This window comes from Streptomyces sp. NPDC001020 (genome assembly GCF_053599115.1).
Genome location: NZ_JBSFLQ010000019.1, coordinates 109,180 through 127,480, shown reverse-complemented (window position 1 = coordinate 127,480; position 18,301 = coordinate 109,180). Strand labels below are relative to the sequence as shown.

The 18,301-nt window shown below is 69.5% G+C and carries 17 protein-coding genes and 1 pseudogene; 12 read left to right on the top strand and 6 right to left on the bottom strand.

All coding sequences use genetic code 11. The features are described 5' to 3' along the window. Positions 1-336 precede the first annotated feature (336 nt). The 6 genes from ACWDEX_RS19930 to ACWDEX_RS19905 all read left to right on the top strand — a co-directional run bounded on the left by ACWDEX_RS19930 (position 337) and on the right by ACWDEX_RS19905 (position 6,178). Positions 337-1,614 carry a L,D-transpeptidase gene (locus ACWDEX_RS19930; RefSeq protein WP_450464931.1) on the top strand — a complete coding sequence of 426 codons (1,278 nt, stop codon included), beginning with the start codon at positions 337-339 and terminating at the stop codon, positions 1,612-1,614. Between the two features lie 84 nt (positions 1,615-1,698). Further along, the gene (locus tag ACWDEX_RS19925; RefSeq protein WP_450464930.1) at positions 1,699-2,466 is read left to right on the top strand and encodes an enoyl-CoA hydratase/isomerase family protein; all 768 of its coding nucleotides are present in this window, start codon (positions 1,699-1,701) and stop codon (positions 2,464-2,466) included. A gap of 304 nt (positions 2,467-2,770) precedes the next feature. Further along, on the top strand, positions 2,771-3,274 hold the full coding sequence (locus ACWDEX_RS19920) for an ATP-binding protein (RefSeq protein ID WP_450464929.1): 504 nt from the start codon (positions 2,771-2,773) through the stop codon (positions 3,272-3,274). Positions 3,275-3,479: 205 nt separating this feature from the next. Continuing rightward, positions 3,480-4,328, top strand: a complete 849-nt coding sequence (locus tag ACWDEX_RS19915) for a polysaccharide deacetylase family protein (RefSeq protein ID WP_450464928.1) — start codon at positions 3,480-3,482, stop codon at positions 4,326-4,328. Next, positions 4,328-5,497 (top strand): YncE family protein, encoded by a 1,170-nt coding sequence (locus tag ACWDEX_RS19910; protein ID WP_450464927.1) that lies wholly within the window; start codon positions 4,328-4,330, stop codon positions 5,495-5,497. The genes ACWDEX_RS19915 and ACWDEX_RS19910 overlap by 1 nt, the downstream gene beginning before the upstream one ends. A gap of 78 nt (positions 5,498-5,575) precedes the next feature. Beyond that, positions 5,576-6,178, top strand: a complete 603-nt coding sequence (locus ACWDEX_RS19905; RefSeq protein WP_450464926.1) for an ADP-ribosyltransferase — start codon at positions 5,576-5,578, stop codon at positions 6,176-6,178. 10 nt (positions 6,179-6,188) lie between these two features. On the opposite strand, the gene ACWDEX_RS19900 is transcribed toward ACWDEX_RS19905, so the two are convergent. Beyond that, positions 6,189-6,824: a GNAT family N-acetyltransferase gene (locus tag ACWDEX_RS19900; protein ID WP_450464925.1), complete on the bottom strand. Its 636-nt coding sequence runs from the start codon at positions 6,822-6,824 to the stop codon at positions 6,189-6,191. A 288-nt stretch (positions 6,825-7,112) separates the two neighbouring features. On the opposite strand from ACWDEX_RS19900, the gene ACWDEX_RS19895 reads away from it, so the two are divergent. After that, complete coding sequence (locus ACWDEX_RS19895) at positions 7,113-7,838, top strand: NADPH-dependent F420 reductase (RefSeq protein ID WP_450464924.1); 726 nt, start codon at positions 7,113-7,115, stop codon at positions 7,836-7,838. An 11-nt stretch (positions 7,839-7,849) separates the two neighbouring features. On the opposite strand, the gene ACWDEX_RS19890 is transcribed toward ACWDEX_RS19895, so the two are convergent. The 5 genes and pseudogenes from ACWDEX_RS19890 to ACWDEX_RS19870 form a co-directional block, all read right to left on the bottom strand. After that, positions 7,850-8,392: an MOSC domain-containing protein gene (locus ACWDEX_RS19890; protein ID WP_450464952.1), complete on the bottom strand. Its 543-nt coding sequence runs from the start codon at positions 8,390-8,392 to the stop codon at positions 7,850-7,852. A gap of 66 nt (positions 8,393-8,458) precedes the next feature. Next, positions 8,459-9,016, bottom strand: coding sequence for a glycoside hydrolase family 25 protein (locus ACWDEX_RS19885; protein ID WP_450464922.1), 558 nt, complete (start codon positions 9,014-9,016; stop codon positions 8,459-8,461). 141 nt (positions 9,017-9,157) lie between these two features. Then, on the bottom strand, positions 9,158-9,574 hold the full coding sequence (locus ACWDEX_RS19880) for a hypothetical protein (RefSeq protein ID WP_450464920.1): 417 nt from the start codon (positions 9,572-9,574) through the stop codon (positions 9,158-9,160). A 613-nt stretch (positions 9,575-10,187) separates the two neighbouring features. Continuing rightward, positions 10,188-11,846, bottom strand: a pseudogene (locus ACWDEX_RS19875) (tyrosine-type recombinase/integrase). After that, the gene (locus ACWDEX_RS19870) at positions 11,843-12,544 is read right to left on the bottom strand and encodes a helix-turn-helix domain-containing protein (protein ID WP_450464918.1); all 702 of its coding nucleotides are present in this window, start codon (positions 12,542-12,544) and stop codon (positions 11,843-11,845) included. The pseudogene ACWDEX_RS19875 and the gene ACWDEX_RS19870 overlap by 4 nt, the downstream one beginning before the upstream one ends. A gap of 94 nt (positions 12,545-12,638) precedes the next feature. On the opposite strand from ACWDEX_RS19870, the gene ACWDEX_RS19865 reads away from it, so the two are divergent. The 5 genes from ACWDEX_RS19865 to ACWDEX_RS19845 all read left to right on the top strand — a co-directional run bounded on the left by ACWDEX_RS19865 (position 12,639) and on the right by ACWDEX_RS19845 (position 18,287). Beyond that, positions 12,639-12,869, top strand: coding sequence for a hypothetical protein (locus ACWDEX_RS19865; protein ID WP_450464917.1), 231 nt, complete (start codon positions 12,639-12,641; stop codon positions 12,867-12,869). 233 nt (positions 12,870-13,102) lie between these two features. Next, positions 13,103-14,413, top strand: coding sequence for a DUF3631 domain-containing protein (locus tag ACWDEX_RS19860; RefSeq protein WP_450464915.1), 1,311 nt, complete (start codon positions 13,103-13,105; stop codon positions 14,411-14,413). A gap of 421 nt (positions 14,414-14,834) precedes the next feature. Then, positions 14,835-15,686, top strand: coding sequence for a DUF2637 domain-containing protein (locus ACWDEX_RS19855; protein WP_450464913.1), 852 nt, complete (start codon positions 14,835-14,837; stop codon positions 15,684-15,686). Between the two features lie 322 nt (positions 15,687-16,008). After that, on the top strand, positions 16,009-16,569 hold the full coding sequence (locus tag ACWDEX_RS19850) for a MobC family plasmid mobilization relaxosome protein (RefSeq protein WP_450464911.1): 561 nt from the start codon (positions 16,009-16,011) through the stop codon (positions 16,567-16,569). After that, entirely contained in the window at positions 16,566-18,287 is a 1,722-nt protein-coding gene (locus ACWDEX_RS19845; RefSeq protein ID WP_450464910.1) for a relaxase/mobilization nuclease domain-containing protein, read from the top strand. The genes ACWDEX_RS19850 and ACWDEX_RS19845 overlap by 4 nt, the downstream gene beginning before the upstream one ends. Positions 18,288-18,301: the final 14 nt, after the last annotated feature.

Below are 18,301 nucleotides of genomic sequence, written 5' to 3'. Positions count from 1 at the left end.
GGCCTCCCGCGGCTCGTGGAACGACGCGAACATGGCGCGCGGTGTCCCGGCCGCGGCCCCCCGTCGCGTCGTCCTCCCCACTGTTCTGCCCAGAGCGTGCCGCGCACTCACGTTTCCCAGGAGGGGCCGCACGGTCGGCACAAGGGGTGTACAGGGGCACGCCGGTGGTGCGCCCGGCGTACCCCTGTACACCTGTCGCGCGGCTCAAGTTGGGACTGAAATGTGACAGTCACGGGGAGGCTTCGTGCCGTGGCGTGTGATTCATTTGTCGCCATGCGCGCGCGAGTCGCGCTGGAGTGCGGGCCTCACCAGGCCGTGCGAGGGGAGACGGGAACGTTGAACGGGCGACCGATATCGGGGGCGTCGGTTGATGCGCGCGAGAGAGTGGCGCGGGGGAGCTTTGACCGGCGAGGGGGGCGTGGACGCAAGGGGCTGTCGGCACTGGTACTCGGGGCGCTCCTGGTCACCGCCACCGCGTGCGGCGGGGGTGGGGGTTCCGGCCCTGGGTCCGGTGACACGAAGGGCAAGGGCTCCGGTACGGCCGGGACCAAGCAGTCGCAGGCAGTCGTCACGATCGCTCCGAAGAACGGCGCCGAGGCCGTGGGCACCAACGGCGCCCTCAAGGTGACGGCCGCCAAGGGCAAGTTGACCGAGGTCAAGGTCGAGGACGCCAAGGGCCGCGAGGTCGCCGGGGCGATAACCGACGGGGGTGCCACCTGGACGCCCTCGACCCACCTGGCCGCGGCCACCACGTACAAGGTCCGCGCGGTCGCCAAGGACTCCGCGGGTCTCACCTCCGCCGAGGAGTCCTCTTTCACCACCCTGACTCCGAAGAACACCTTCGTCGGCAACTACGCGCCGGAGAACGGTTCCACGGTCGGTGTGGGCATGCCGTTCTCGGTCCGTTTCACCCGGGGCATCACCCACCCCGAGGACGTCGAGAAGGCCATCACCATCAAGACCGAGCCGGCCGTCGAGGTCCGTGGCCACTGGTTCGGCAACGACCGCCTGGACTTCCGCCCGAAGGAGTACTGGAAGCCCGGCACCAAGGTCACCGTGAACCTCAACCTCGACGGCGTCGAGGGCCGTCCCGACGTCTACGGCAAGCAGACCCGGACGGTGAACTTCACCATCGGCCGCAGCCAGGTCTCCACCGTCGACGCCAAGACCCACAAGATGGTGGTGAGGCGCGACGGGCAGGTCGTCAAGACCATCCCGATCACCACCGGCAAGCCCGGCTACGACACCTGGAACGGCCAGATGGTCATCAGCGAGCGCCTCACCGTGACCCGGATGAACGGCGAGACCGTCGGCTACGGTGGCGAGTACGACATCAAGGACGTGCCGCACGCCCAGCGTCTGACCGACTCCGGCACCTTCATCCACGGCAACTACTGGGGCGGCGGCGTCTTCGGCAACGTCAACTCCAGCCACGGCTGCGTCGGCCTGAGCGATGTGCGCGGCGGTTACAGCAAGTCGGTTGCGGGCGCCTGGTTCTTCAATAACTCGATCACCGGTGACGTCGTCATCGTCAAGAACTCCCGCGACAGGACGGTCGCGCCCGACAACGGGCTGAACGGCTGGAACATGCCCTGGGAAGAGTGGATCAAGTAGGAACGGTTCACCAACGGGCCCGGCGTGCCGCTGTGAGCGAGCACACCGGGCCCGATCGCGTTAGTGCCCGTTAACCTTCCTGCCATGACTGTGCATCTCGAAGTCGCCGAAGGCGTGGGTACGATCCGCCTGGACCGCCCGCCCATGAACGCGCTGGACGTCGCCACCCAGGACCGCCTCAAGGAACTCGCCGAGGAGGTCACGCGCCGCGAGGACGTGCGCGCCGTGGTCATCTACGGCGGGGAGAAGGTGTTCGCGGCGGGCGCGGACATCAAGGAGATGCAGGGCATGGACCACGCCGCGATGGTCGTGCGCTCCCGCGCCCTGCAGGACTCCTTCACCGCCGTGGCCCGCATCCCCAAGCCGGTCGTCGCCGCCGTCACCGGCTACGCCCTGGGCGGCGGCTGCGAGTTGGCGCTGTGTGCCGACTACCGCTTCGCCGCCGAGAACGCGAAGCTGGGGCAGCCGGAAATCCTGCTCGGTCTGATCCCGGGCGCGGGAGGCACCCAGCGGCTGGCGCGCCTGATCGGCCCCTCCAAGGCCAAGGACCTGATCTTCACGGGCCGGATGGTGAAGGCGGACGAGGCGCTGACGCTGGGCCTGGTCGACCGGGTGGTACCGGCCGAGGAGGTGTACGCCGAGGCGCACGCCTGGGCCGCGAGGCTCGCCCAGGGGCCGGCGATCGCGCTGCGCGCCGCCAAGGAGGCGATCGACGCGGGGCTGGAGACGGACATCGAGACCGGTCTCACCGTGGAACGGAACTGGTTCGCGGGCCTGTTCGCCACGGAGGACCGGGAGCGCGGCATGCGCAGCTTCGTGGAGGAGGGGCCCGGCAAGGCGAAGTTCGTCTGAGCCGACGGACCTGAGGATCTGCTCAGGAAATATACCGTGATCCACTTGCAGTTGACGCGACGTCTCACCCGTTGTCCCTCGAAGGGGCGGTTCACGGGAACCTCAGGGAACCCCTGAGTCCGTCGCCTCGATGCGGTCCGGAATGCGCCCCCAACTGGCCTGTTTGTGCAGGTCAGTTGGGGTGCGACGCTGCTCACCTTGCTTCTGGCATATGCCAATCGAATGTCGCGGAATGCGCTGTTCCGGGGGCGGTTTTCTTCCGTAACGCCTCCATGCGGCACCTTGGGCGGTCATCATGGGGGGCATGGCGGGGCTGGAGGGTGTCGAACAACCGCGGCGGTACGGGAGTGCGACCGCGGCGCGCTGGTCACCTGCGATCGAGGATGAACAGGCGCTCAGAGCACTGGAGTTGCTCGGCAGTCCCGCTGACGCGGAGGTGTCCCTGCCGTCCCGTCCGGAGTCGGCGGCCACCGCACGCCGGCTCGCCCAGGTCGTCATCCTGCGCCAGTGGGGGCTGTCCCCGAAGCTGGCCGAGGACGCGGTCCTGCTCGTCTCCGAACTCGTCGGCAACGCCGTCCGGCACACCGGCGCCCGGGTCTTCGGGCTGCGCATGCGTCACCGACGGGGCTGGATCCGCGTCGAGGTGCGCGACCCCTCCCGTGGGCTGCCCTGTCTGATGCCGGTCCAGGAGATGGACGTGAGCGGTCGCGGTCTCTTCCTCGTCGACAAGCTCGCCGACCGCTGGGGTGTCGACCTGCTGCCGCGTGGCAAGACGGCCTGGTTCGAAATGCGGATCGCCGACCGCTGACCAGGCCCTCGTCGGGCATCCGGGCCGCCGGTCCGTCAGGGCTCCTGGTACTCCACGGACAAGGCGCCGATCCTCGCCGCCCGTGACCCGTGACCCGTACCCCGGAGCCCACCGGGACCCGCCGTCGGGCCGCAAACCCCTCGCTCGCGACCCTTACCCTCTCTTCACGGCCAAATCGCCGGTTTTCACCCCAGTGCGTCCTTAAATGGTGAGAGTGACCACGCCCGTCCCTCCCCCTGAGACCGGCCCCGGCGCCCGCGCGATGCCCGACCGCCGCTCGGCGCTGCGCGCGGGCGCCGGGCTGGCCGCCGCCGGTGCCCTCGCCACCGCCTGCTCCTCCGGCAGCTCCCACGACCGGCCTGGAGCCGGCACCAGCGGCCCCCCGCGCCCCCCGGCCGGCTCGCCCGCCCCGGGCACCCAGGTCGCCGCGCCCGCACCCCGCGCCCTCCCGCAGCAGCCCGCACAGATCACCCACGGCCCCCGCAACCGCTCCCGGGTGGCCCTCACCTTCCACGGACAGGGCAATCCCTCCTTCGCCAGGTCGATCCTCGACACGGCCGAGAAGGCGGGCGCGAAGATCACCGTGCTCGCGGTCGGCACCTGGCTCGACGAACATCCCGAACTCGCCCGCCGCATCCTCGACGGCGGTCACGACCTCGGCAACCACACCCTGCACCACATCGGCATCAACACCCTCTCCGAGACGGACGCGTTCGCCGAGATCCAGGGATGCGCCGACCGGCTGCGAAAGCTGACCGGTTCCATCGGCACCTGGTTCCGCCCCTCCCGAGCCCCGCGCGCCACCCCGCTCGTCGAACGGCTGGCCCGTCGCGCCGGCTACCCGCACGTCCTGTCGTACGACGTCGACTCGCTCGACTACACCTCGCCGGGCGCCCCCGCGATCACCCGCAAGGTCATCGGCGAGATCCGCGGCGGATCCGTGGTGAGCCTGCACTTCGGTTATGCGGACACGATCGCCGCCCTCCCCGCCCTCCTGCACGAACTCGACCACCGCGGTCTCACCGCGGTGACCACCACGGAGCTGCTGAGCTGATGCACCCCACCACCCTCGCGCGCGTACTGATCGCCGGCGCCGCCCTCACCGCGCTCGCCGGCTGCAGCAGCGGAACCCCCAAGGACAAGGCCACCGCCTCCACGTCCCCCAGCGCCACCGCCGAGCCGCAGACCGTCGACGGCCTGCCGGGCATGCCGCCGGTACTCGACCCGAAGGACGTCTACGCCGCCGACCGACCGGGCCGACTCTCCCCGGTGGTCAAGGACTTCCCGTCCCTCGTCTACGTCCCCAACACCAACTCCAACACGGTGTCGGTCATCGACCCGAAGACGTACAAGGTCATCAAGACGATCCCGGTCGGCGTCCAGCCCCAGCACGTCGTGCCGTCCTGGGACCTGAAGACGCTGTGGGTCAACAACGACAAGGGCAACAGCCTCACCCCCATCGACCCGAAGACCGGCGAGGCGGGCAAGCCCGTCGACGTGCACGACCCGTACAACCTGTACTTCACGCCGAACGGCAAGTACGCGGTCGTGATGGCCTCCCTCGACCGTCAGCTCGTCTTCCGCGACGCGCACACCATGAAGGTCGCGAAGGCCGTGCCGTCGAGCTGCTACGGCGTCAACCACGCCGACTTCTCGCTCGACGGCCGCTACTTCATCGTCTCCTGCGAGTTCAGCGGCGAACTGCTCAAGGTCGACACCGAGAAGATGAAGGTGATCGGCAAGCAGAAGCTGCCGTTCCACGGCGCCATGCCGCAGGACGTGAAGGTCTCCCCGAACGGCAAGAAGTTCTACATCGCCGACATGATGGCCGACGGCCTGTGGGTCGTGGACGGCGACGCCTTCGGCAAGCCGGGCTTCCTCGCCACGGGCAGGGGAGCGCACGGCCTCTACGTCAGCCGCGACTCGCGCGAGATGTACATCTCCAACCGTGGCGAGGGCACCATCTCCGTCTTCGACTTCCCACAGAACCGGCTGGTCAAGAAGTGGCGGCTGCCGAACGGCGGCAGCCCGGACATGGGCGGCGTCTCCTCGGACGGCAAGGTGCTGTGGCTGTCGGGCCGCTACAACGCCGAGGTGTACGCGATCGACACCGCGACCGGCCGGCAGCTCGCCCGCATCAAGGTGGGCAGCGGCCCGCACGGCCTCGCGGTCTACCCGCAGCCGGGCCGCTACTCGCTCGGCCACACGGGCATCTTCCGCTGAGGCAAAGGCGGTTGCCAACACGCCGCCGTACGAGTGAGGATCCACGGCCCGTCGGCGCGCAGCCACGAGGGTGCTCCCATGACCACAACTCGCCTGCGTCGACGGGCCGTCATGCTCGCCGCGTCCCTGGCGGCGGTCCTCGCCACGACCGCCGCCACCACTCCGGCCCACCCCGTGGCGGCCAAGAAGGCCGCGACCGCCTGCCCCCAGTTCTTCGACCCGCTCACGGCAGCCGCCGACCACCACGTGGACCTCGGCCGTATCTCCCCGCGCCCGGTCTGGCGCACGACCTGCGGCACGCTCTACCGCAGCGACAGCCGCCCGCCGACGACCATCTTCGCCGAGGGTTTCCACCCCAGGGACGTCGTGGGCGGCCAGTACGACCTGGAGAAGTACGTCCTGGTCAACCAGCCCTCGCCGTATGTGTCGACATCGTACGACCACGACCTGTACAAGACCTGGTACAAGTCGGGCTACAACTACTACATCGACGCCCCCGGCGGCATCGACGTCAACAAGACCATCGGCGACACCCACAAATGGGCCGACCAGGTCGAGGTCGCCTTCCCCGGCGGCATCGCGCGCCAGTACGTCATCGGGGTCTGCCCGGTCGACAAGGCCACCAAGACGGAGAAGATGAGCGACTGCGAGAGCAACCCGAACTACCTGCCGTGGCACTGAGGCCCGTGGCTCAGGCCGCGATGAGCAGGGCCTCCGAGCCCACCGGCCGGTAACCGGCCGCCTGGAACGCCCGCAGGCTGCGGGCGTTCCCCGGGGCGACCTGGGCCCAGACCGGTTCGGCGGCGAGATGCCGGGCCGCCGAGACGAGCGCCCGCCCCAGCCCCCGATGCCGGGCCTCCTCCTCCACCTCCACGGCTACCTCCAGCCGCCCGGCGATCCCGCGCCCGAGGACGAGCACACCGCCGTCGGCGACCCACACCCGGACGTCGTCCCGGCGCCCGCGGGCCCGGACGACCCGGGGATGGCCGGGATCCTCGATCTCGCTCAGGGGCAGCGGCGGCCCGCCGGGCAGCGGGGCGGCGACGGAGAGCAGGTCGATGGTGTCGTTCGCCCGGCCCGTCCGGTCCATGAAAGCGGCCAGGAACCGTGGGTTCATCGTCGCGGAGAGCGCGTCGCAGTCGAGGGAACCGAGCATCTTGCGCACCCACCGGGGGTCCTCGTCCGTGAAGACGACGGAGTGCGCGGTGAAGGCGAGGACCCCGGCGTCGCGGTGCGCATGCTGACGCACGACCGTCGTACCGCCGTCCGCCGGGGGGAAGACCCCGCGGGCCGCCGCGTCCAGGATCTCCCGCAGACTGTCGGGCATGAGTCGTCACTCCTCCGGCTTGAGTCTCCGCTCGCTGGAAGGCCCAGACTCCCAGACATGATCGACGACGGCACCGACCTGTTCACGATCGGCGAACCGGCCCGCGCGACCGGACTGACCGTGCGCACCATCCGCGCCGAGGTCGGGCGCTGCTGCGGATGTCCGGGCGTGGCCCGATCCCTCCACTTGCCGCCCCGGGTTCCGGCCGCCGGCCGACTGCCACCCCGGACGGCCGCCACCGCTCCATGTCCCTCCGTTCGCCACAGTACGGAATAGCGCACCCGGCCTGTGGGTTGGTGCTGCTCGCAAGGCGGTTCCCGGACACCGACCCACGGAAGGGCGAGGCCAGTCATGAAGATCGGCATCATCGGCGCGGGCAACATCGGCGGCAATCTCACCCGGCGGCTCACGGCCCTCGGCCATGAGGTCTCCGTCGCCAATTCCCGCGGCCCGCACACACTCACCGCGCTGGCCGAGGAGACGGGCGCGACCGCCGTCACGGTCGGGGAGGCAGCCCGTGGTGCCGAGGTCGTGGTGATCACGATCCCGGTGAAGGCGGTGCCGGACCTGCCGTCCGGTGTGCTGGACGGCGCGGCGAAGGGTGTCGCCGTGATCGACACCGGCAACTACTACCCCAAGGAGCGGGACGGACGCATCGCGGAGATCGAGGACGCGGGCCTGACCGAGAGCCGCTGGACCGAACGACAGATCGGCCACCCGGTGGTCAAGGCGTTCAACGGCACCTACGCCCAGGACCTCCTGGAGCGCCCCCGTCCGGTCGGCGACCCCGATCGCATGGCGGTTCCGGTGGCTGGTGACGACGAGACGGCCAAGGCGAAGGTCCGGGCCCTGATCGACGAACTCGGCTTCGACACGGTGGACGCCGGCGGCATCGACGACTCCTGGCGCCAGCAGCCCGCCACCCCCGTCTACGGCCTGCGGGCGGGAGCCGCGGCTGTCGAGAAGGCGCTGATGGAGGCGTCACCCGAGCGGACGGCGGCCTTCCGCGGGTAGGACCGGCCGCCTCAGACCCTCTCCAGAGGCAGGTGCGGCCCGTCGGGCAACTCGATCCCCACCGGGTCGCCGGGCCGCACCACACCCCCGGTCACGACGACGCCCATGATCCCGGCCATGAACCGTGGCTTGCCGTCCTCGTCCTGCCTGACGACCTGCTTCAACAGCCCCTTTTGGAAGCCGTCGATCTGGGCGCAGGGATTCCGCAGCCCCGTGACCTCCACGACGGCCTCGTCCCCGAGGTGCAGCAGGGTTCCCCGGGGCAGGCCGAGCAGATCGATCCCCCGGGTGGTGACGTTCTCCCCGAGCTGCCCGGCGGCCACCTCGAACCCGGCCTGCCGCACCTCGTCGAACAGTTCCTCGTGGATGAGGTGCACCTGCCGCAGATTCGGCTGCGTGGGGTCCTTCCGTATCCGGGACCGGTGCTTGACCGTCACTCCGGCGTGCACGTCCCCCTCCACGCCGAGCCCCGTGAGCAGTCGGATGCTCTCCCTGTTCGGCTTGGTGAACGTGTACGCCTCGTTGCTGCTGACCGCGCTGACCGTCCCGCCCATGCTGTGGTGTTCCCTTCTTCCGTACGACTGCCGTTCAGTCACCGTTCGAGAGTAGACGCGGCTCGCTCAGCCGCCCACGGCCCACTCCCGCAGCGCGGCCTTGGTGGAGAAGTGCGCGACATCCTTGTCCACGGGGTCGGAGGTGTACTGGTGGAACCGCCACGCCGCCTTGATGCGGGGGTTGCCCGCAGGGACGTAGTCGGCGATCCACAGGCCGTCGCCGGCGTACGAGGTGGTGTCGACGTTGAGCCAGAAGTTGCGGTTGGTGTAGAGGATCACGCGGTGGTGGGGGCGGAGCTTCTTCACCGCACGAATGAAGCGGTCCTTCTCGGCGTTGCTCGCGTGTGTGCCGTCGCCCGTGGTCTCCCAGTCCACCGCCAGCAGGTCGCCCGCCTTCTCAGGAGCCTTGGCGACGAAGTGCTCGGCCTGGGCCGTGAGATTGCCGGGCCACAGGAAGTGGTAGAAGCCGACCACACAGCCGGCGTCCCGGGCGGTCTTCACCTGGGCGGTGAGTTTGGGGTTCACATACGTATGCCCCTCCGTCGCCTTGATGAAGACGAAGGAGAGTCCGTCCGTGTCGTAGGCCGACGACTGGTACGCACTGACGTCGATGCCTCGCAGCATGGCTGTACTCCCTGAAGTGTTCGTGGGGGTAAGGAGGTTGAGCCTGTTACGCCTTGCACGGTTGATACCCCGTGAGGGCGCCGCGCAGCCTTCGCCGGCTGTCGAACTGAGAACCGGGCCGACTTCGCGGGCCGATCCGAGTCAGGTCCGCGTCGCGCGCAGCGCCGCGTGCTGCAGGGCTGCGAATCCGCCGACCGTGACGGCCTGCAGCGGGATCCACACTGCGCCCGCCGTTGTCGGCGACAGCCAGGCGACGAGTGCGATCAGGCTGACCACGGCCCAGACCGCGTTCGCCTCGACGACGGCACGGACCGGCAGCACCGGCGGGTTCTTGCGCGAGGCGAGGACTCCGACGCCCGCGCCGTAGAGCGCGAGGAAGGCGCCGAGTCCCAGCAGCAGCCCCTGGTTCATGCCGAGGAACCGGCCGAGCGGCCCGGAGGCGGCTAGATAGGCGAGTCCGTTGCCGGTGGTGGTGACCGCGTCGAGGGCGAGGAAGCGGCGCAGCATGGTCTGCGGGTCGGAGGTGCGGGCCAGAGCGGACAGCTGAAGAGCGGACATGACGGATCGGCCTCCGTGGGCGTCGGGGTTCCGTGGGAACGGTCTGCCAGGGCCCCGACCGGGGTTCGCCGGTCCGAGGCCTGGTAGGGATCACCTTGCCCGGCGGGCTTCGGATGGTCGATTACGTCAGAGGTAATGCGCGTACGCCTCCGGTCACACGCAACCGTCGGCGCTTCCCTCAGCACTCGATGATGTTGACCGCCAGCCCGCCCCGAGCCGTCTCCTTGTACTTCACGCTCATGTCAGCCACTTTTGATCAAGACGCTGACCTGGTGTTTTGGCGCGGCAAACGCGGCTCGCGTGGCGTCGGGGATTTTTCGGGGACTTCTTGCGGACGCTTACCTACAAGGTATCCTGCGGCGCTCGACGACCGTTGGGCAGGGCGGAATCGCAAACGGTGTTGACGTCCGGGAAGCATTCGCCCGAGCCGACGAACCGGCGCATTCGTAATGCGTAGGTCTCGGGTTCGAATCCCGAAGGCGGCTCCGAGAAACCCCAGGCCAGATAGTCGCTGACCTGGGGTTTTGTGTTGCTCGGGGCGTGACGCGTCACATGGCTGGGTTGCCGAGACATTGCTTGCGTGAGCGATGCGTGAGCGGAGCCGCTCAGGAACTTACTTCTCGGGCGTTCGGCGCTTGGTCTTCTTGTCGGCCTTGGCCTGGGCTTTCGCCTCGTTCTTCGGCTTGCCTCCCTTGCCCTTGCTGGCGTTCTTCGCCGCGGCTTTCTTGGCCTTCTCCTTCTTCGCGGCCTTGCGGGCCGCCTTCTCTGCCTCGGCTTTGCGCTGAAGCGGGACCAGCTTCGCCGTCGCCTCGGCGGCGCTCCTGCCGACCTGGGGCAGGACGCTCTGGTAGATGTCCCGCGTGATCCGGGTGTCGCTGTGCCCGAGCGTGTCCGACACGATCTTGATATCGATGTCGGCGGCCAGCATGAGCGTTGCCGCGCCGTGGCGCAGATCGTGCAGCCGGATCGGCGGGAGGCTGGAAGCGGCGACGAGGCGCTCGAAGAGGTCGGTCACCTTGCCCGGATGGAGCCAGGAGCCGTCTTCCTGAGTGAAGACGTGGCCGGTCTCGACCCAGGCCGAGTCCCACTCCTTGCGGTCCGCGTCCTGCCGCTCGCGGTGCCGCTTCAGGACGTCGACGGTGTCGTCGTCGAGCGCGACCACGCGGTAGCCGCTGTCGGTCTTGGGATCGGATGCCTCGATCTCCCAGCCGTCCTGCACGAGTTGGGAGGAGACGGTGAGGGAGTGGGTGTCGAGGTTGGTCTCCGACCACGGCTGTCCGCATGCCTCGCCACGGCGCAGGCCGCGGAAGGCGATCAGGTGCCACATCGCGTACAGCCGGTCCTCGGCGACGAAGTCGAGGAAGGCGCCGGTCTGCTGGGGCGTCCAGACCATCACGGGCGACGGTTTCTCGCCCGTCTGCTCCCACTTGGCGACCCGCTCGTCCGTCCACACGAGCGCCTTCGGCTTGCGCACGGGATCGATCTCGATGTGGGCTGCCGGGTTGAACGTGATGATCTGCTGCCCGATCGCGTCGTTCAGGGCCGCGCGGAGGGTGGCCCTGACGTGCTGGCGTGTGGCGGGGCCGGTGATGCGACGGAAGGGCGGCATCTCGTCGATCGCGGCCTTCATCGACTTGCGGCGAGCGCGGTTGTCCACGCCCTTCCACGGGACGGTCGCCAGCTCGTCGATCGCGGCTCGCCGCTGGGCGTTGTCCTCCAGGATCTGGGCGTTGGCGTCGCGGATGTCCGTGAACATCTCGCTGAGGTGGCTGACGCGCAGCCGGTCCAGGCGGCGGTTTCCGATACGCGGCTTCAAGTGCACGCGGATGTCGGTCTCGTAGCGGTTGAGGCCGGACTTGCGTATGCGCTTGCCGGCCAGCCACCGGTCGAGCCACTCGCTCACCGTCAGGCTGCCGATGAGATCCTGGCCGGCGTTGAGACGCCGCCTGGTCTCCTCGACGTCGGGCAGAGGCGACCGCTCACGGCTGACCTCCGCCAGCATCTCGGCGATGAGTTCCGTGCCCTCGGGGTCGTCCGACTCGGCCAGTCCGAGGAGGGCGCGGACGTGGTCGAGGTCGGCCTGGGCGGCCTTGAGGCTGCCGTACCCGCCACGGGCGAAGGAGCGTCGACTGCCGTCCTCACGGGGCGAGAGTTCCTAGCGTATGGAGTAGGTGCAGTGGTTCCTGCTGTTGCGCTTGGGGCAGGAGGTGCCGAGTTCCTTGCCGGTCTTCGGGTCGCGGCAGGAGCAGCGGCGGTAGGTGGAGCCCTTCAAAGATCATTCTCCTCGGTGGTGTCGGGGTCGGTTCCGGGTGAGTCGATCGCGGCGGCAAGGTCGGGCCACAGGGAGGGGGGCGTGACGCCCTCTTCCCGGATGAAGGCGCGGATCCTGCGCAGACGGCTCTCGGCGTCGTCGGCCGCCTCGGCGGCACGAGCCTGGGTGCGGAGGGCCTCGGCTTTCCGGTCGGTGTTCGGGGCGGTCTCGGCGTGGTAGCGCGCGTACTCCTCGTCGCGCCGTGCGTTCCGCAGTTGCTCCTCGGCTGCGTGGTGGGCGCGGAAGTAGCGGAGCATGTCGTCGTCCGCGCCGAGATCGGTCTCCTCCCCGGTGAACCAGTGCAGGGCGTTCAGGGTGGAGGTGGGGTGCTGGAGCGGGAGCCGCTGCACGTCGTCGACGTAGCCGACGGGATAGATGAGACAGATGGGCGGGGTGTTCAGCGCTTCGGCCAGGACCATGACGTCGACCAGGGGCAGGTTGGAGCGGCGCCCGGACTCCATGTTGGCGATCACGTTGCGGGGGATCGGGTGGCCGATCTCGTCGCACTTGTCGGCCAAGTCCTGTGCGCTCCAACCGAGTTCCTTCCGTCGTCTGCGGACCTCGCCGGCCACGGTGGCCATGACCTGGTCCACCCACTCGAGGACGTCGTCCTCGTCGTCGGCCTTCTCATATCCATGGTCGCTACGACGCTGTGTCATGTAGACACAGTAGCTCGCCTAGCGTTGATTCCATGACCTGGAGACGGGCGCGATGGCCGCGTTCGCCGAGGGCTCAGCCATGGATGGAGCGCGCATGCGCGAGAACGAAGAGGGTGGCCGAGCGAAAGGGATGAGCCGCGCGGAGCTTCTGGAGCTTCCTGCCGCCGTTGACCTGGAGATAGGCAACCGGGCTCTTGGGCTGGGGCGGAGTAAGGGGTACGAGCTTGCCAAGCGTGGCCAGTACCCGTGCAAGGTGCTGCGACTCGGCAACGCCTACCGGGTGGTGACGGCAGACCTGTTGGCCCTGCTGGGCCTGGCAGTGTGAGGGGGCGCGTACGTATCAGACGCTTCTGTGCTGAGCTGACACAGAAACGCTGGACTGTGGCGCGGCGTGAACGTACTGTCCGTGGTCGCTCGCGGTGCCGTGACGCCCGCGAGGAGAGGGAGAGCCTCCGGCGGTGCAACGCCGGAGGCCCCAAGACTCCCCAGCAATCCCATGAGAACCGACCCGGCGGCAGGGGCGTGCAAGCCCGACACCGCCAGACGAGGAGCCGCCCAGTGGAACCCGAGAACCCCGAGTCCTATTCCGCCCCCGCCCGAGTTGCCTGGCCTGCCACGGCCATCCCCGGCCAGCCCGGCGCCCACGTGCGTGCCGCGCAGGCCGACAGCGCCGCGGCGGCACCGAGCGACGGTACGGCCGCCCGCACCGCCGACGAGGCGGATGCGGCGAGCGGACTGGAGGTCATACCCGACGCGGAGCCGACGGCTGGCTCGAAGCTGCTGGACGAACTGCGTGCCCAGATAGCCCAGTTCGTGATCCCGCCCTCACCAGAGGCGCTGGACGCGATCACTTTGTGGGTGGTGGCGACGCATCTCCAGCCCGCGTGGCAGCATGCCCCGCGCCTGGCGGTGGTGGGGCCGGCGAAGCGCTGCGGCAAGTCGCGGCTGCTGGACGTGCTGACCGAGACGGTTCACGATCCGATGCTGACCATCAACACCACACCGGCGGCCATCTTCCGCTCGATCAGCGAGGAGGAGCCGCCGACGCTGCTGGTGGACGAAGCCGACACCATCTTCGGCCCCAAGATGGCGGAGAAGAACGAGGAGACGCGCGGCCTGCTCAACGCCGGCCATCAGCGCGGCCGGTACGTCACCCGGGTCGTAGGCAACGACCACACCCCGCACAAGTTCGCCACCTTCGCGATGGCGGCCATCGCGGGAATCGGTGACCTGCCCGACACGGTCATGGATCGGTCGGTGGTGATCCGCATGCGGCGCCGGGCTGAGGGAGAGAAGGTCAAGCCCTTCCGCTCCCGCCGCGACATCCCGGCCCTGCACGAGCTGCGCGACCGCATCCACGCGTGGGCCAGGCCGCTGCTGGAGGACGCCGCGAACCTGGAGCCGGACATGCCGGTCGAAGACCGCGCCGCCGACACGTGGGAGCCCCTGGTGATCGTCGCCGACCTGGCAGGCGGTCGCTGGCCCCGGCTGGCGCGGGTCGCCTGCGCGCGGATGGTCGCCGCCGAAGTGGCGGCCGAGGAGGACCATCCCAGTGGTGCGCGAATTCTCGCCGACATCCGCCGGGTCTTCTTCGCCCAGCGTGAGGTGGACAGCCTGTCCACGGAGGAACTCCTCCACCACCTGCGCCAAGACCCCGAAGCCCCATGGGCGGAGCGGGGACGCGACGGGCTTACGGCCCGAGAGCTCGGCAGGATGCTGCGCGACTTCGACATTCGGCCCGGCAACGTGCGCATGGCCGACCGGACACAGCGCAAGGGCTACATGCGCAACAAGTTCCTCGACGCCTGGCGGCGGTACTGCCCAACCGTCCATCCCGTCGACGCCGAACCCACTCGCGGCGAAGACTGAACCCCACCCCCTGGTTGCCGTACTTGCCGTCCCTGCCGTGATCTCGCAGGTCAGACCGCACACGGGTAAGACGTCAGCCAGGGGCAAGACGGCAACGCAATCGTCTCCCGGCACGTTTCCCACCGGGCGACGCCGCCCAGATCCGTCTTGCCCCGTCCCCGGCGTCCATGCCGTATCGCCGCAGTTCACAGCCCTGTCTGCCGGGACGGACCGCGCAACGCAGCCGTCCCGGCAAGGGACACACCGACCTGAGGCAGGGCCCGCCCCGAACACACCGCGCTCCTGTCCCGACTCGGGACAAGACGCCAGTGATGATCGCCGAGACGGCACTTCGAGAGCGCTGCCGTCCCGCCCTGACCTGCACTTGCAACGGCCGAGACGGCAAAGACGCCGCACACCGCTACCCCCAGGAGTCTTCCGCTTGACCACCCCGCCGCTCACGCAAGCACCGCAGCCGCAAGACGACGCCCCCGGCGAAGGGCAGCCGAAGAAGAAGGCTGACGCCGAGCAGTTCGCGCTCGGCGCGGCAGGCATCGTCATCGTCGCCCTGACCGCCGGAGCGTTCTGGCTCTCCTACGCGCACCTGGCTGACGTCGCCGGCCAGCACGGGCTCGGAGCGTCGCCCATCCGCCGCTGGGCCTGGCCCGCCACCCTGGACGCGTTCATCGTTGCGGGTGAGCTGCTCATGCTGCGCGCCGCTCTGCGCCGCGCCACCGACCCGTGGGCGATCGCCGTGACTGCCGTCGGATCGTTCGGCTCCATAGCGCTGAACGTTGCCGGGGTCAGCGGCACCGGCAACGCCCGCACCGTCCCGTTCCTCGACTACGTGGTCGCCGCAGTTCCTCCGGCCGCCGCGATGGTGGCCTTCGGCGTCCTCATGCGACAGATCCACCAGCTCGTCGCACCGTCCGACGATCACCCGGACACCGGTTCCGTACAGGCGCAGGAGCTATCGGTCGGCGGCTTCAGCCACAGCCCTATGCCAGCCGTCGCTTCCGACAGTCCGCATGCCTCCGGTACTGAGCGGACGGAACCTGCGTCCCAGGTACCGGAGAGCAAGTCGAGCGGTGGCCGTCCACCGAAGGCGACCATCGCGGAACTGGCGGATATCGGCCGGGCCACCGGTCACCAGCACGGCAAACTCACTCGCGGCCTGCTCCGGGCGGCCGTTAAGGACCGCGACCTGACGATCGGCAGTGAGCGGCAGACCGAGGTGATGGAGCTTCTTCGGCCGGAACTCGAAGCTGCCGGGATCGAGGTCTCCAGGCGTTGACAGCGACCTGCCTGGGTGACCGGAACCCTTCCCGTCACCCAGGCTCTGGCCAGCCGCCCCGCCCGTTTCCACACCTGTGGACAACACGACGACCACACCGGGCAGGTACCTTCGCCGCGCCTGCCCAGCCGTACCTGGAGCATCTTCCTTGACGCACGACCAGCACCTGCCTGAAGACACCCCCGCTGAGCCGCTTACGTCGCCGGATTCCCCTACGCTGCTGGGGCGTTTGCGGCGGGCGTTCGGACGGACGGCCCCTGGCGGAGCCAGTAGTACCCCGAGTCCGACTCAAGGCCGGTCTTCGGGGGTCTCCGCCCCAGGGGTGGCGGAGACGGCCCAGCGCCAGGGGGCGCCGGGCCAGGAGGTCGGGGCCGAGGGCGGCCCCGACCTGGACACGCTCCACGCTGCCCAGCAGCAGATCCTCTGCCCCGCACCCACCGCCCTGGTGGCTGCTGGCGAGCGAACAGTGCAGAGCGTCCAGCCGACGATCCGCCGTTTCACCGGAACCAAGCGGATTGCTCGCATCGGACCACTGAGGTTCACCGGCGACGAGCAAGCCGACCTCCAGGAGGCCGCTGTCGAGCACGGCTACAAGGGGGAATCCGGCTTCGCCGCGGACATCGTCCTCGCCTTCATCACCGGTCGGTTCACCGCGAACCTGCCGCTGTCCGAAGACCGCCGCCGCACCCACATGTTCCGAGCCCAGGTTCTGCGCGAGCTCAACCGCATCGGCGTCAACGTCAACCAGATCGCCCGCGCCCTCAACAGCGACCTCACCCCGCCCGACATCCGCCGGCGCCTTGACGAGCTGCACCGCCTGCTGGAGCTGATCGCCGAGGCCCTGCGTGAACCGGCAGACGCCAGGAAGGACGAGGCCGAGTGATCGCCGCCATCAAACCGGCCGGGGCCAACACCCGTGGCCTACTCGCCTACCTCTACGGCCCCGGCCGCCATGACGAGCACACCGACCCGCACATCGTCGCCGGCTTCGCCATGCTTGGCATGCCGGACCCCGGCCGTGACCAGGACGCCACCCTCACCCAGCTCGCCCGCTACCTTGACGAGCCCGTGCGCCTCCGGAACAGCGAGTTCGGCAAGAAGGTCACCGATCACATCTGGCACTGCCCCGTCCGCGCCGCTCCCGAAGACCGCCACCTCTCCGACACCGAGTGGGGCGAGATCGCCCAGCGGATAGTCGAAGCCGCAGGCATCGCCGCGCCCGGCGACGATCTCGGCTGCCGGTGGATCGCCGTACGCCACGCCGACGACCACATCCACATCCTCGCGACCACCTTCCGCGAAGACGGCCGCCGCCCCAAGCTCCACGACAGCGGCATCCGCGTCGGCGACGCCTGCCGCCATATCGAGACCGACTACGGCCTACGGCAACTGAAGAAGGGCGACCGCACCGCCGCCCGTCGGCCCACCCAGGCCGAGATGCACAAGGCCCAGCGCCTCGGCTGGCAGCAGACCAGCCGCGACTGGCTCCAGGACCGCATCCGCGCCGCCATCCCCCACGCCAGCAGCGCTGAGGAAGTCTTCGCCTATCTCGAAGCCGATGGCATCGCGATCAAACCCCGCCGCGGACCGTCCGGAGACCTCCTCGGCTACGCTGCCGGCCGCCCCGGCGACCTCAACAAGGACGGCGAACAGATCTTCCACCCCGGCGGAAAGATCGCCCCCGACCTCACCCTCCCCAAGCTCAAGGCCCGCCTCGAAACCACCGCGCCGGAGGAACACCCCACCGCCCGCCGCGACCAACCTGCCACCCCCTGGCACCAGGCAACCGACGCCCTCGACATCCTTCACACCGGCATGGCCGACGACACCCACGCCCAGGCCCACATCACCGCCCTCGGCGAACTCATCGAAGCCACCGCCCAGAAAGTCCCCGCCCAGCTTCGGGCGGAACTGCGAGCGGCCTCACGAGCGTTCACCCGCGCTCAGCGCTCCCAGATCCGAGCCGAGAACCAGGCCGCCCACACCCTGCGCAAAGCCGCCCGCGACATCGCCCACACCGCCACCGGCTCCGACGGCAGCGCTCTCGCGGCTCTGCTCGCAGCCCTCGTCTGGGCCACAATCGTCGCCGCCCGCTGGCACGAAGCGAAGAGCCACGCCCACCAGGCCGAAGCCGCCCGCCAGACCCTCCGCCACCTCCAGGCCGGCGCCGACCGAGCCCTCACGCCCGTCCTCGACAGCCTCGCCACCCGTCAACCGAGCGACCAGGCCCGCCGGACCCTTGCCCACGATGTCCGCGCCGCCATCCCCGACCACGCCGGCCGCATCCTCACTGACCCCGCCTGGCCGGCCCTCGCCACCGTCCTCGCCGACGCTGAGGCGGGCGGCCATCAACCCCACCAGCTCCTCAAGGAGGCTGCTGCCCAACGCGAGTTGACCACCGCCCGCCAACCCGCCCGCGTGCTGATCAGCCGTATCCAGCACACCGGCCGCAACCCGATACCCAATCGGCGCGCTGAAGCCGCTCGCCGCCGTACCACCATCAACGGCGCCTCGGTCGCCGGTGAGCAGATTCGAAGTATGCGCGCAGGCACAGCGCCCAAGCAGTCTATGGACCAGCAGGTGGTGCGACCCCGCCGCTAGCGAGGCCCATGTGC